The 13,541-nt window shown below is 59.2% G+C and carries 9 protein-coding genes and 1 tRNA gene; 7 read left to right on the plus strand and 3 right to left on the minus strand.

All coding sequences use genetic code 11. The features are described 5' to 3' along the window. Window positions 1-74 precede the first annotated feature (74 nt). The 3 genes from CLV87_RS11005 (at window position 75) to CLV87_RS11015 (ending at window position 3,278) form a co-directional block, all read left to right on the plus strand. Window positions 75-533, plus strand: coding sequence for an outer membrane protein assembly factor BamE (locus CLV87_RS11005; RefSeq protein ID WP_166652736.1), 459 nt, complete (start codon window positions 75-77; stop codon window positions 531-533). Window positions 534-634: 101 nt separating this feature from the next. Further along, on the plus strand, window positions 635-1,366 hold the full coding sequence (locus CLV87_RS11010; RefSeq protein ID WP_099245260.1) for a GNAT family N-acetyltransferase: 732 nt from the start codon (window positions 635-637) through the stop codon (window positions 1,364-1,366). Window positions 1,367-1,463: 97 nt separating this feature from the next. After that, window positions 1,464-3,278: an ABC-F family ATP-binding cassette domain-containing protein gene (locus CLV87_RS11015; RefSeq protein WP_099245262.1), complete on the plus strand. Its 1,815-nt coding sequence runs from the start codon at window positions 1,464-1,466 to the stop codon at window positions 3,276-3,278. A gap of 1,060 nt (window positions 3,279-4,338) precedes the next feature. Here CLV87_RS11015 and CLV87_RS11020 read toward each other — a convergent pair. The 3 genes from CLV87_RS11020 to CLV87_RS11030 all read right to left on the minus strand — a co-directional run bounded on the left by CLV87_RS11020 (window position 4,339) and on the right by CLV87_RS11030 (window position 7,943). Beyond that, window positions 4,339-4,412: transfer RNA gene (locus CLV87_RS11020), tRNA-Gly, on the minus strand. A gap of 123 nt (window positions 4,413-4,535) precedes the next feature. Further along, window positions 4,536-6,596, minus strand: a complete 2,061-nt coding sequence (locus tag CLV87_RS11025) for an ASKHA domain-containing protein (RefSeq protein ID WP_099245264.1) — start codon at window positions 6,594-6,596, stop codon at window positions 4,536-4,538. A gap of 198 nt (window positions 6,597-6,794) precedes the next feature. Then, window positions 6,795-7,943 (minus strand): CaiB/BaiF CoA transferase family protein, encoded by a 1,149-nt coding sequence (locus CLV87_RS11030; protein WP_099245266.1) that lies wholly within the window; start codon window positions 7,941-7,943, stop codon window positions 6,795-6,797. Between the two features lie 300 nt (window positions 7,944-8,243). Here CLV87_RS11030 and guaB point away from each other — a divergent pair, with 300 nt between their 5' ends. The 4 genes from guaB to CLV87_RS11050 all read left to right on the plus strand — a co-directional run bounded on the left by guaB (window position 8,244) and on the right by CLV87_RS11050 (window position 13,335). Next, window positions 8,244-9,692 (plus strand): IMP dehydrogenase, encoded by a 1,449-nt coding sequence (gene guaB / locus CLV87_RS11035; RefSeq protein ID WP_099245270.1) that lies wholly within the window; start codon window positions 8,244-8,246, stop codon window positions 9,690-9,692. 178 nt (window positions 9,693-9,870) lie between these two features. After that, complete coding sequence (locus CLV87_RS11040) at window positions 9,871-11,004, plus strand: DNA cytosine methyltransferase (protein WP_099245272.1); 1,134 nt, start codon at window positions 9,871-9,873, stop codon at window positions 11,002-11,004. Beyond that, a complete protein-coding gene (locus CLV87_RS11045; protein WP_099245274.1) occupies window positions 11,001-11,855 on the plus strand; it encodes a hypothetical protein in 855 nt (284 codons plus the stop codon). Before CLV87_RS11040 ends, CLV87_RS11045 begins: the two co-directional genes overlap by 4 nt. A gap of 325 nt (window positions 11,856-12,180) precedes the next feature. Continuing rightward, entirely contained in the window at window positions 12,181-13,335 is a 1,155-nt protein-coding gene (locus CLV87_RS11050; protein WP_099245276.1) for an RsmB/NOP family class I SAM-dependent RNA methyltransferase, read from the plus strand. The last annotated feature ends 206 nt before the right edge of the window (window positions 13,336-13,541 follow it).

The raw sequence follows: 13,541 nt of genomic DNA on the forward strand, positions 1-13,541 counted from the left end.
CCTGTGCTTGAATGACGGGCATTCCTTATGTAAGCCGAATAGGAGGCAAAATGGGCCAAAGCAAGGGGTGGGGTATGCGCGGCACTTTTCGAATTGCAAATCTGGCGATGACGGGGGCACTTCTCGTGGCGCTGGGGGCGTGTACGGCTCAATACCGCTCGCACGGTTATATTCCGCCCGAAGAGGACCTTCAGCAGATCGTTCCCGGTGTGGATACCCGGGCCTCAGTTGAGGATGTGATCGGGGTCCCATCTTCGGCCGGTGTGCTGCGCGAAAGCGGCTATTATTATGTCGAATCAGAGGTGCGCCACTTTGCCTGGAAACGCCCCGAAGTGGTGGGTCGCGAAGTGCTGGCCATCACCTTTGACGAGGCGGGCGTGGTCAATAATCTGGTCACCTATGGGCTTGAGGATGGTAAAGTCGTGCCGCTGACCCGACGCGTGACACAGACCGGCGATGGCGATATCGGCTTTATCCGCAAACTGTTTGGCAACTTGGGTGGCCTGAGTGCGGATCAGCTGTTTGGCAATTAATGACCGACACTGCTGACCATAGTGCCAGTTGAGGGGCCGCTCTGTCATGTCCATGTCACCCTTGTATCCTAACGGGGAGCAAAGATGAGGCAGGGCAAGCCATGATCGAATTGGCCAAAGGGCGGTATGCGGCGCGGCTGGCAGAACATGCGGCTGATCTGGAGCGTGTGCAGCGCTTGCGCGGGCAGGCGTTTCAACGGCCGGGCGGTCTCGATTCGGACCATTTTGACCCGCTTTGCGATCACGTGATGATCGAAGAGAGCAAGTCTGGCGACCTTGTCTGCTGTTTCCGATTCTTGCCGCTGCCCAATGGGCGCGAGATCGAGCGCAGCTATTCCGCGCAATATTACGAGCTGTCCGCCTTGCATGATTTTCAGGGCCCGATGGTGGAAATGGGGCGCTTTTGTATCCATCCCGATTGGACAGACCCGGACATTCTGCGCGTCGCCTGGGGGGCCATGACCGCCTATGTGGATGCGCAAGGGGTGGAGATGCTCTTTGGCTGCGCCTCCTTTGCCGGGACCGATGCGGAGCAGTACACTGACGCATTTGCCATGCTCAAAGCCCGCCACCTGGCACCGCGTCGCTGGCTGCCACGGGTGAAAGCCCCGAAAGTGTTTCGCTTTGCTGAACGTTTGCGGCGCAAACCGGATGCGAAATTGGCCATGGGGCGCATGCCCCCCTTGCTGCGCACCTATCTGATGATGGGCGGCTGGGTGAGCGATCATGCGGTCGTCGATGGCCAGATGAACACGCTGCATGTGTTCACCGGGGTCGAGATCGCCGCGATCCCACCGGCCCGCAAGCGGCTCTTGCGCGCGGTTGCCGGGTAGCGCCACCAAATTCCATTGATGGAATTTGCAAATTCCGTGCACGGAATTTGGGCGCGCCCGCCTTGACCTTATCGGTCACAAGCCCTAGCGCTCTGGCATGGCTGTATCTCCTCTTTTGCAACTCTCTGGCGTTTCTCTGACCTTTGGCGGGGAACCGGTCTTCGACGATCTCTCGCTCAATGTGCAACCGGGTGACCGGGTCGCGCTTGTGGGGCGCAATGGCTCGGGCAAATCCACCTTGATGAAGGTGATGGCCGGGCTGGTGGAGCCGGATCGCGGTGACAAGGTCAGCCCCTCGGGTATTTCGGTTGGCTATATGGAGCAGGACCCGGACCTGTCCGGCTTTGCCACATTGGGCGAGTTCGCCGCCGCCAATCTTTCGCCCGGTGAGATGTATAAGGTCGAGCGCGCCGGCGAAGGTCTCAAATTCGATCCCAACCGCTTGGTCGAGACCGCCTCGGGCGGCGAACGTCGCCGCGCAGCTTTGGCCAAGCTGATGGCCGAAGAACCCGATCTGATGCTGTTGGACGAACCGACCAACCACATGGATATCGAGGCGATTGGCTGGCTTGAGGAAGAGCTCAAATCCACCCGCCGCGCCTTTGTCCTCATCTCTCACGACCGCCGTTTCCTGACGGAACTGACCCGCGCCACCCTGTGGATTGATCGCGGACAGGTGCGCCGCCAGGAAAAGGGCTTTGCCGCCTTTGAAGCCTGGCGCGACAAGGCCTGGGATGACGAGGACATGCAGCGCCACAAGCTGGATCGCAAGATCAAGGCCGAAGCCCGTTGGGCCGTCGAAGGCATCAGCGCGCGGCGCAAACGCAACCAGGGCCGGGTGCGCGCGCTGCAAGACCTGCGCAAGGAACGCGCCAGCCAGATCAAGCGTCAGGGGCAGGCGGCAATGGATCTGGCATCGGGTCCAAAATCCGGTAAGAAAGTTATTGATGCCAAGGGTTTGACGCATGCCTTTGGCGACAAACCGATCATTCGCAACTTTGATCTTTTGGTGCAGCGCGGCGACCGCGTGGCCTTTGTTGGCCCCAATGGTGTTGGCAAAACCACCCTGATCAAGATCCTGATGGGCGAGATCACCCCGGATGAAGGCTCGGTCAAGCTGGGCACCAATCTTGTGCCTGCAATCTTTGATCAGACCCGTGCGCAGCTTGATGGCGATGTCTCGCTCTGGGATTCGCTGGCCGGGGATAAGGAAATCGGTGTTTCGGGCAAGGCCGATCAGGTCATGGTGCGCGGACAGCCCAAACATGTGGTCGGCTATCTCAAGGAATTTCTGTTCGACGAACGCCAGGTGCGCGCCCCGGTGCGCTCGCTTTCGGGTGGCGAAAAGGCGCGGCTTTTGCTGGCCAAGATCATGGCACGCGAAAGCAATATTCTGGTGCTGGACGAACCGACCAACGATCTCGACGTTGAAACGCTGGACCTGCTGCAAGAGCTGCTCGACGATTACGACGGCACCGTGCTGCTGATCAGCCACGACCGCGATTTTCTCGACCGCGTCGCCACCACCACCATCGCCATGGAGGGCAGGGGCCGCGCCGTGGCCTATGCCGGTGGCTGGAGCGATTATCGCCGACAGCGCGGCGCAGATGATCCGCAGGCGCAGACCGTCAAATCCAAGCCCAAGAAAGACGTGGCCAAACCCGCTGCGAAACCGACCAAAGCGCCCACACTCTCCTTTACCGAAAAGCACCGGCTCGAGGCATTGCCGGGCGAAATCGAGCGGCTTGAGGCCGAGATTGCCAAGCTTGAGGAGTTCATGGCTGACCCGGACCTTTTCCACAAAGAGCCGGTGAAGTTTCAGAAAGCCACCGAAGCTTTGGTCGAACGGCAAGAGGCCCTGGCCAATGCCGAGCTGGAATGGTTGGAGCTGGAAGAGAAAGCCGAAGGATGAGCTTTGGCTTCAAATTGAAACTGAACAAGACAAAATAATGTGGCCGAGATTGGACATGCGGGCAGCCCAAGAGCCCCGAGAATCCAACGTGGTTTCTGAGGTCAATTCCCGAAGTGGGACATCTTGTCAGCTTTTTGGGCGAATCACTTGTGTGTCGTTTACCGCTATGTGGCGTCAAAACTCTTTGAAAACGTAAATGATTTCGGGAGATTAACAGGATCTCGGCACTCTAACACGGTTTGTGTGAACACTTCAGTGTGGCTTTTTGACGTGCTTTGAATCTTGGGGGAAATCTGTGGAGGAATTGGCCTTTTCGACCCATGGCTGCGGTAAATATCCTTGGTTTACTTGCCTTTGCAGTGGGGGGCTCAGGGGGACTGGTTGTGGGTGAATCGGCGGCGCAATACATCCCCTAGTGGATGAAATAGACGACAACACAAAATACATGGAGAAGCTGCGAAAAAAATCGTTGCAGTTGCGACCCACATCTTCAGAATGTCAGGTGCTCTTCCAATGCTATGCTGAATGAAGGGTGAGACGCCGCCGTCAGATTTGGAACTCAAGCGGCAGCGTCTCCAGCACCCTTATATAAGGAGCATACTATATGATTACTTGGAATACTCTTGTTTGTCATGACCAAAAAGGCAAGTACCCATTTCGAGACAAGGCTGGGTTTCTATTTCGCGTCGCCGGTGCCTTCACAGGATGGGGGCTTGGGCTAAAGCTCAAACTCACCATAGTGCGCGGTCACGCCCCGTTAGCAACGACCTAAGCCTTTGCGGCCTTAGGAGCAAAGGGTGCCGTGTGGCATCCTTTGTTATCAGTTCGACATGTGGCCTGAGGTCCTCGTTTCATCAATCACTCGATCTCTAAGTTCTAAGCTGCAGAAAATGCGCTTGGTCTAAGGGTTAAGGTCTGAGGGATAGTCCGGGGGTCGTGCTCCAAAAGCGCCCCAGACGTTCCCTTTTTTTTCATGTAGCTTCTTTCGATTGGTGCGAAATCCACAACAGGAATGCCGTTTAAGGCTTTGAAACTAAATGGTATAAGTCCGTGGGAATTCTGGAGCGGGTAACGGGAATCGAACCCGTAACTAAAGCTTGGGAAGCTGCCGTGATACCTTTTCACCATACCCGCGCTCGCAGGAGTTGACTGCTATGGGATTTGCGGGCAGGGGTCAAGGCTGATCCGCGCAAAATCTGTTCATCCCGCCTTAGGGCGGGCCTCACCATCGCGAGGCCCGCTGTCAGGTGGGACGAGCTAGCCCCGCCGCCGTCTGCGACGACGCCCGCCGCCTTCGCCACCATCACCGCCCGTGTTGAAATCCACCTCGGGGAGGGTGACTTGGGTCAACAGTTCTGGGAACGGATCGGTGGCATGCGGGATCGCATTGGCGTTGACAAAGTGTTCCTGGAACTTTTCTTCGATGGCGGTTTCGATCTTGGTGATCTGGCGCACCAAGGTTTCGACCTCGCGGCGCGCGCCGATATTGCACAGGGCAATCCGCGCGCCTGTCCCGGCGGCGTTGCCTGCGGACCCAACCTTGTCGATGGGCACATCAGGGATCATGCCAAGCACCATGGCGTGCAGGGCCGAGATATGCGCGCCAAAGGCCCCGGCCAGCAGGATACGATCCACCTTGTCGACTTCGCGCTTGTCCATCAGCAGCCGCGCGCCCGCATAAAGCGCGGATTTCGCCAGCTGAATTTCGCGAATATCCTGTTGAGTCACGGTGATGCGCGGCCCGCCATCCTCGGTGCCGTCATGGATGAGATAAGAATTGGTGCGCCCCTCGGCCTCGCATCGCGGCGTACCGGTTTGCTCGGCTGACCCAATCAGCCCCTTGGGATCAACCAGCCCAGCGATGCGCATTTCGGCCACTGCCTCGATAATGCCCGATCCACAGATGCCGGTGATGCCGGTCTGTGCCGTAAGGTCCCAAAACCCGTCTTCATCTGACCATTTTTCACAGCCAATCACCCGAAAGCGCGGTTCCTTGGTCACTGGGTCAATGCGGATCGCCTCAATCGCACCGGGGGCTGCGCGCTGGCCCGAGCTGATCTGCGCCCCCTCAAAGGCGGGGCCGGTGGGCGAGGAACAGGCCAGAACGCCGCTTTTATCCCCCAGCAGGATTTCCGCATTGGTGCCCACATCGACGATCAGTGCCAGATCGTCGGATTTGTTCGGCTCTTCGCTCAGCGCCACCGCCGCGGCATCCGCGCCAACATGGCCCGCGATACAGGGCAGAATATAAATCTGGGCGTTTTCATTCATCACATTGAGCTCAAGATCCCGCGCGCTCAGCGACAGGGATTGCGAGGTGGCCAGGGCAAAAGGCGCCTGACCCAGCTCAACCGGATCAATGCCCAGCAGCAGGTGATGCATGACCGGGTTGCAGACAAACACCGTCTCCAAAATCTGGAAGGGGCGAATGCCCGCCTCGGTCGCAATCGCCTCGGTCAACCCATTGATGGCCGTGCGCACCGCGCTGGTCATCTCCTTATCGCCGCCCGGATTCATCATCGAATAGGACACCCGGCTCATCAGGTCTTCGCCAAAGCGGATCTGCGGGTTCATCACCCCCGAGCTCGCCTTGACCTGGCCATTGCGCAGATCACAGAGATGCGCCGCGATGGTGGTCGAGCCAAGGTCGATGGCAAGGCCATAGATGCGCTCTTCGGTCAGGCCGGGCCACATCTCGATAATCTGCTGCTCGCCGCCTTCATGGGATTTGTGCAGCGCCACGGTGATGGTCCAGCCGCCCTTGCGCAGCACCGTCTGCAGGCGCGGCAGCAGGGATTGCGGCAGGGTGACCTGATCCAGATCCCACTGCTCTTTGAGCGCGATTTTCAGCCGTTCCAGATCGCCGGTCGGCTCATGCATGTCCGGTTCCTGCACCTCGACATAATAAAGCCGCGTGGCCGGATCCATTTCGATGACCCGCGCACTGGCCGCCTTGCGCACCACCTGCTTATGAACCTGGCTTTCCGGCGGCACGTCGATCACGATATCGCCCTGCACCGTGGCCTGGCAACCCAGCCGCCGCCCTTCCTTGAGCCCGCGCTTGTCATCATAGCGCTGCTCGACCTTGTTCCATTCTGACAAGGCGCCGTCTTCGACCGTGACCCCATGTTTGGGGAAATCGCCATAGCTCGGCGTGATCTGACATTTCGAACAGATGCCACGTCCGCCGCAGACCGAATCCAGATCGACGCCCAATTGCCGCGCGGCGGTCAGAACCGGCGTTCCAACCGGGAACCGCCCGCGCTTGCCGGATGGGGTGAAAATCACAAGAGGGTCTTGGGTTTGCTCGGTGCTCATAGGGATCCTTCTGCGTCGGCAATCTGGCTTGGCTTCCTGGCAAAATAACGCTTTTGCGCCAAAGTAAAAGCCAATGGGCGACCTTCAAGTGTCGGAAGGCGTCAATTTATGTATTTTAGATGCTACTTTTGGCAGTCGCCGTCCCAGATCTTCTCGATCTGGGCAGCATTTTGAGGTCGGTATGGGGCAAAAGCGGGGCTACCCCTCATCCAGCCAGCGCAGGATCTCACCGCGATTGGCGTCCAAATCCGGGGCAGGGGCGCGGGTTGGCGGATCAGGGTTGTCGGTCATCTTGATCGGATTGCCCGCCGCGAAATAGGCGGCCCGCCCATTCTTGTCGAGCACATCCACCACCATATTACGCGCCTTGATTTGCGGGTCCTTCAGCACTTCAGCCACATTCTGAATAGGCCCGGTGGGAATGCCCGCCGCGGTCAGTTTGGCAATCCAATGGGCACGCGTGTCCCCCAGGGTTACCGCCTCGATCAGCCGTTTCAACAGACGGGCATTTTCACAACGCGCCGGATTGGTTGCAAAGCGCGGATCATCGGACAAAGGCAGGCTCAGCGCAATACACAGCTTTTCAAACAGCCGGTCATTGCCAGCGGCAATGACGAACAAGCCGTCGCTGGCGTGAAAGGTCTCAAACGGGGTGATCGACGGGTGGCGCGCGCCGGACGGGGCGGGGGGCTGCCCGCTGACCGAGGTGATCGCCACCGCATGTTCCAGCAGGGCCAACTGGCTGTCCAGCATGGCCACATCCACCTTGCGCCCCTTGCCCAAGCGGTCCCGATCCAGCAGCGCCGCCAGGATCCCCTGCGCCAGGAACATCCCTGCAACAATATCCCCGATCGAGGCCCCAACCCGCACCGGATCGCGCCCCGCTTCACCGGTGATCGACATCACGCCGCCGCGCGCCTGCACCACCATGTCATAGGCGGGCCGCTTGGCATCCGGGCCGGTATGGCCAAAGCCGCTCACTGCGCCGTAAACCAGCCGGGGATAGGCCGCATGCAGCGCCTCCCAACCATAGCCCAACCGCTCCATCACGCCGGGGCGGTAATTCTCGACCAAAACATCAGCCCGCGCCACAAGCCGTTCGAAAATCACCCGATCATCGGCGTCTTTCAAATCCAGCGCGATGGATTTCTTGCCGTGATTGATCGTGGCAAAATAAGCCGATTTGCCATCCTTAAAGGGCGGAAAAGCTCGCGTGTCATCCCCCAGCCCCGGTTGCTCCACCTTGATCACCTCAGCGCCGAGATCGGCAAAGGTCATGGTGCAATAGGGGCCTGCCAGAACATGGGTCAGATCCAAAATCGTATAGCCCGCCAAAGGTGCTGTCATGACGCCGCTCCGCCTTGCAAAAATCTCTCCCTCTTTGCACCTCCCCACTGCCCGAGACAACAAACATTCTGATGACAGGCAAAGCCCCGCCACACAAAACCACGCTGTGGTTTCTTTGGGCCATAAATATCCCGGGGGTTTGGGGGCTGGCCCCCAATTGCCGAATTTCCTGGAAAATCGGCTCCCCGCTCGCCGCAGGCGCAGCATCTTTCTGGGCCAAGGCCCGCTTTCCCTCTTTCCACCACGTCGATGCCATGCAATAGGGACGTGCCAACCGTATCTGCCACAGGAGTGCCCCTCATGGAGATTCGCGAGGCCCTGACCTTCGACGATGTTCTGCTCGTTCCCAATGCGTCTTCCGTGTTGCCAAACACCGCTGACACGCGCACGCAGGTGACCAAATCCATTTCCATGAATATTCCGCTGCTAAGCTCAGCCATGGATACGGTGACGGAATCGCGCATGGCGATCACCATGGCCCAGGCCGGGGGTATCGGGGTGATCCACAAGAACCTGAATGCCGAAGAACAATCGCGCGAAGTGCGCCGGGTGAAACGTTTTGAATCCGGCATCGTCTATAACCCGGTGACCCTGACCGTGAACCAAACCCTGTCCGACGCCAAGACCTTGGTTGAACGCTATAATTTCACCGGTTTCCCGGTGGTCGATGCGAATGGCATCGTTCAGGGCATTCTGACCAATCGCGACATGCGCTTTGCCCAGAATGATGAAACGCCGGTCCATGTCATGATGACCAGCGACAATCTCGCCATGCTGGCGGAACCGGCAGATCTGGAAGAGGCCAAAAGCCTGATGAAGGCGCGCCGGATCGAGAAACTGCTGGTGCATGATGGCAATGGCAAACTGACCGGTTTGCTGACCCTGAAAGACACTGAAATGGCGGTGCTGAACCCGACTGCGTGCAAAGATGACCTTGGACGTCTGCGCGTCGCAGCGGCCTCCAGCGTGGGAGACAGCGGTTTTGCGCGTTCGGAAATGCTGATTGATGCGGGCGTGGATATTGTTGTGGTTGATACTGCTCATGGTCACTCCGAAGGGGTGATCGAGGCGGTGAAGCGCATCAAAAACCAATCCAACCAGGTGCAGGTCATCGCCGGGAACGTCGCTACCGGTGACGCCACCAAAGCGCTGATCGATGCCGGTGCGGATGCGATCAAGGTCGGCATCGGGCCGGGCTCGATCTGCACCACGCGCATGGTGGCCGGTGTTGGCGTGCCGCAGCTCACCGCGATCATGGATTGCGCCACGGCGGCCGGTGACGTGCCGGTGATTGCCGATGGCGGCATCAAATTCTCGGGCGACTTTGCCAAGGCGATCGCCGCGGGGGCGTCCTGCGCCATGGTTGGCTCGATGATTGCGGGCACCGATGAAAGCCCCGGTGAAGTGATCCTGTATCAAGGCCGCTCGTTCAAAGCCTATCGCGGCATGGGCTCGCTCGGCGCGATGGCGCGCGGATCTGCAGATCGCTATTTCCAGAAAGACGCGGCCAGCGACAAGCTGGTGCCCGAAGGGATCGAGGGCCAGGTGCCCTATAAAGGCCCCGCTGGCACGGTGATCCACCAGCTGGTCGGCGGTTTGCGCGCGGCGATGGGTTATACCGGCTGTGCCACCGTGCCTGAGATGCGCAAAAACTGTAACTTTGTCAAAATCACCGGTGCGGGCTTGAAGGAAAGCCATGTGCATGATGTGACCATCACCCGCGAAGCTCCGAATTACCGGGTTGGCTAAATGATCTGATACCGGATTGGGGGCCAGCCCCCAAACCCCCGGGATATTTTTCGCCCAAAGAAGACCTGCCGAAAGGTTTGACCGCTGCCCCAAAGCATGGGCGGCGGTTTTTTGTTGGGTTGTTCTTGCTCCGTTCTGATGGGCGTGGTTTAACAATTCGCAAAGACGGGGCGAAGCAGTGCGCAGATTCTATGAATTCTTTGCTGGGGGCGGCATGGCCCGGGCGGGCCTTGGGACCGGTTGGGACTGTCTCTTGGCCAATGACTTTGACGCCAAAAAGGCGGCCAGCTATGCGCAAAATTGGGGCGACGATCACCTGATCTGTGATGACATCCGCAACCTCGCGCCCGAAGATATGCCGGGGGCCCCCGATCTGGTCTGGGGCAGCTTTCCCTGTCAGGATCTGTCTTTGGCGGGGATGGGCGGCGGGCTCAAGGCGGCGCGATCTGGCACGTTTTGGCCGTTTGTGCATCATATACAGACCTTGCGGGATGACGGGCGCGCTCCGGCGGTGATCGCGCTTGAGAATGTCTTGGGCACGCTCACCTCGCATAAGGGCAAGGATTTTGCCGCGATTTGTCGGGCGTTGCGCGATTTGGGCTATCTCTATGGCGCGGTGGTGATGGATGCGGCGCTGTTTGTGCCGCAATCGCGCCCGCGTCTGATCATCGTGGCTTTGCGCGCCGATCTTGCGCTGCCCGATGGGGTGAGTGGCCAGAGCCCGCAGGACCCCTGGCACAATAAGGCGCTGCGCACTGCGTTTGAGGGCCTGCCCAAGAGTTTGCAGAAACACTGGCTCTGGTGGCAGATGCCGCTGCCCCCCGAACGCATCCTGCGCTTTGCCGATCTGGTTGAGGATTTTCCCAAATCCACGAAATGGCACAGCAAGCAGGACACGCGCGCACTGCTTTCAATGATGTCCGAGGTCAATCTGGCCAAGGTCGAAACCGCCAAGGCCAGCGGCGTGCGCATGGTGGGGACGCTTTATAAACGCACGCGGGTTGAACATGGCATCAAGGTACAGCGCGCCGAGGTGCGTTTTGACGAGATTGCCGGCTGTTTGCGCACGCCTGCGGGCGGGTCGTCGCGGCAATTGATCATGGTGGTGGAGCGCGACGAGATCCGATCCCGCCTGATTTCCACGCGCGAGACCGCGCGGCTGATGGGCTTGCCGGACAGTTACAAACTGCCAGAGCGCTATAATGAGGCCTATCATTTGACCGGTGACGGGGTGGCGGTGCCGGTGGTGCGCCACCTGTCCCAGCACCTGTTCGAAAAGCTGGTCCCGGCAAAGCAGGGGGCGAGGGCATGAGCGAGATCCCTTGCCAGAAGAATGAAGAGCTGCGGCTCAAGATCGTCGAATTTGCCGAAGTACTGAAACGAGAGGCCCATAAGCTGGGCGAGCATGGGCTGGACGAAGAGGACTTCTATCAATCGGGGCTGTTTCGCGGCGCGATTGAACGGGTGCGCGGGCAGTTTTCTGCTTCGATGAAGGAAAAGCGCGGGTTTGTGGCGCAGATGCTGGATCAGATGCGCTTTGGCGGGTTTATCAAGGATTGGAGCAGCGCCGGAGAGGCCAATCGCCATGATTACGCGGTGACCCTGAACAATGATCGCACTGCGATCATAGAGCTCAAAGGCTGTCTGGACGGCAACAATACCAACATCTTTGAACGCCCACCGCATGCGGATGAATTTGTGATCTGGTCGGTTTGCTCTAATCCCGGTGCTGATCCACGGCATAATGTCTGGTCGGGGATCCATACGCGGCTGAGTGCTGAAATGATTGATCGCAATCAGCGCATTGACGGGCTGGTGGTCTGGGATTGGATCTGTGGCACCTCGGCGCGGCCCTGTCCAAAACTGAAGGATGAGACGCGGCGTTGCGAGGTTGGGCAATATAAACTGCCACCACCCTGCATCTATCTCTTCCCCGCCACGGTGCCCAGCCCGCGCAACAATCCACGCCCCCGGCTGAACCGGATCGAGGATGTCGGGATTTTGCAGGCAATGATGGATTGCTTTGGCGGCCGCGGCGATGAGCTGCATGAGGTTGAAATCGAAGTCGCGCATCAAGGGCCCGATACCGTGCGCAAAACGACCATCCGGCGCGATGGCGCGGTTTTGAAACAGTCCGAGCTGACCCCGATCCGTCGCTCGTGACCTATTGGGGCCTGCCCATAGGGGTGGCGCTCGGTGGCCTAAGTTTTGCTTAAGTTGGACAGGGCATCTTGCTTTGCGGTTAACCACTGAAACTGGATCTCTCCCGCAGCTGATGCGGAACGCGTTCCAAAGGCTGGCAGTTCACACTGCATAGGGGCGGATTGGCACCCGCAGGATGATCCGCTTTGGCGGCCGCCATTTTCAAACGATGAAACCCTGATTTTCCGCGTTTTCGCCATCTGACCGCTGGTCACGGTGGCCAAAACCGATTCACCTTGCGAATAATACGCGATATAAGCGGGCCATTCTGTCCCGGAGACCTGCCATGACCCCCGCCGCCCGCCTGCAAGCTGCCATCGACATCATTGACAAAATCCGCGACGGAAATGCCGCTGAAAAGGCGCTGACCAATTGGGCGCGGGCCTCGCGCTTTGCCGGGTCCAAGGACCGGGCGGCGGTGCGCGATCACGTGTTTGATTGCCTGCGGCTGTGGCGCAGTGCGGCGGCTTTGGGCGGTGGTGAAACCGGGCGCGCGCGCATGTTGGGTGTGCTGCGCCATCACGGCCTGGATGAGGCGGCGCTGTTTTCGGGGCAGGGCCATGGGCCTGCGGTTTTGAGCGATGAAGAAGCTCAAGCCGGGGGCGAACCACAAGGATTTGCCGCTTGGGATCTGCCGGATTGGCTGGGCGCGCGGTTTCAGGCCGGGTTGGGTGATCAGGCCGAGGCCACGGCGCAAGCTTTGCGCAGTCGGGCGGCGGTGTTTCTGCGGGTGAACACCTTAAAAACTGATCTGGCCGGCGCTCAAGAGGTGCTGGCAGAGGCGGGGATCGAGACCCAGCCACATGTTTTGTCGCCAACGGCGCTGCTTGTCACCGAAGGCGCGCGCAAAGTGGCGCGATCCGAGCCTTACCTCACCGGGTTGGTCGAATTGCAAGACGCCGCCTCGCAGGCGGTTGTAGATGAGGTTCCCGTGCAGCCGGGACAACGGGTGTTGGATTATTGCGCCGGTGGCGGTGGCAAAACCCTGGCTTTGGCGGCTCGATTGGGCGGCGAAAGGGTCTTTGCCCATGATGCCGATCCGCGCCGCATGTCAGACTTGCCAGCGCGCGCCGAGCGGGCCGGGGCCAATGTTGACCGCCTCACCGCGCCCAAAGGGGAATTTGATGTGGTGCTTTGTGATGTGCCCTGTTCCGGGGCAGGGGCCTGGCGGCGCTCGCCGGAGGGTAAATGGCGTTTGCAGCCAGAGGATTTGCAGGACTTGACCAAGGTTCAGGCCAGCATCCTGCAGACCTGTCAGGGCCTCGTCACATCGGGCGGCATTCTGGCCTATGCCACCTGTTCCGTCCTGGTCGAAGAAAATCTTGAGCAAGTGGAAAGGTTTTTGGCACAGAATGGCGGTTGGGAATGCCTGTCTCACCGTCAGTTCCTGCCCGAGGATGGCGGGGACGGGTTCTTTGTCGCTTGCCTGCGCAAAGGGTAACGTTACGGCACCTTTGGTCGCCTTGACCACAAAGGTGAATCTACTTACGGTTGTTTTCTGTGTGGTTAACCAGTCATTAACGTGCGGGGTGTGATACACTTTCTTAGGATTCGAGACCGATAGGGGGTTCCTTTGTCTTTGGCTGAACAAAATGACGGTCCACGTTTTGGAAAAGTGACACCGGTCGGTGGCAGCGTGTTATTGGC

Source organism: Pelagimonas phthalicica (assembly GCF_004364805.1).
Lineage (GTDB): Bacteria > Pseudomonadota > Alphaproteobacteria > Rhodobacterales > Rhodobacteraceae > Pelagimonas > Pelagimonas phthalicica.

Bases quoted from the DNA above. Each gene is read 5' to 3' on its own strand.
- CLV87_RS11005 (WP_166652736.1), top strand. From the start codon at position 75: ATGCGCGGCACTTTTCGAATTGCAAATCTGGCGATGACGGGGGCACTT.
- CLV87_RS11010 (WP_099245260.1), top strand. From the start codon at position 635: ATGATCGAATTGGCCAAAGGGCGGTATGCGGCGCGGCTGGCAGAACAT.
- CLV87_RS11015 (WP_099245262.1), top strand. From the start codon at position 1,464: ATGGCTGTATCTCCTCTTTTGCAACTCTCTGGCGTTTCTCTGACCTTT.
- CLV87_RS11025 (WP_099245264.1), bottom strand. From the start codon at position 6,596: ATGAGCACCGAGCAAACCCAAGACCCTCTTGTGATTTTCACCCCATCC.
- CLV87_RS11030 (WP_099245266.1), bottom strand. From the start codon at position 7,943: ATGACAGCACCTTTGGCGGGCTATACGATTTTGGATCTGACCCATGTT.
- guaB (WP_099245270.1), top strand. From the start codon at position 8,244: ATGGAGATTCGCGAGGCCCTGACCTTCGACGATGTTCTGCTCGTTCCC.
- CLV87_RS11045 (WP_099245274.1), top strand. From the start codon at position 11,001: ATGAGCGAGATCCCTTGCCAGAAGAATGAAGAGCTGCGGCTCAAGATC.
- CLV87_RS11050 (WP_099245276.1), top strand. From the start codon at position 12,181: ATGACCCCCGCCGCCCGCCTGCAAGCTGCCATCGACATCATTGACAAA.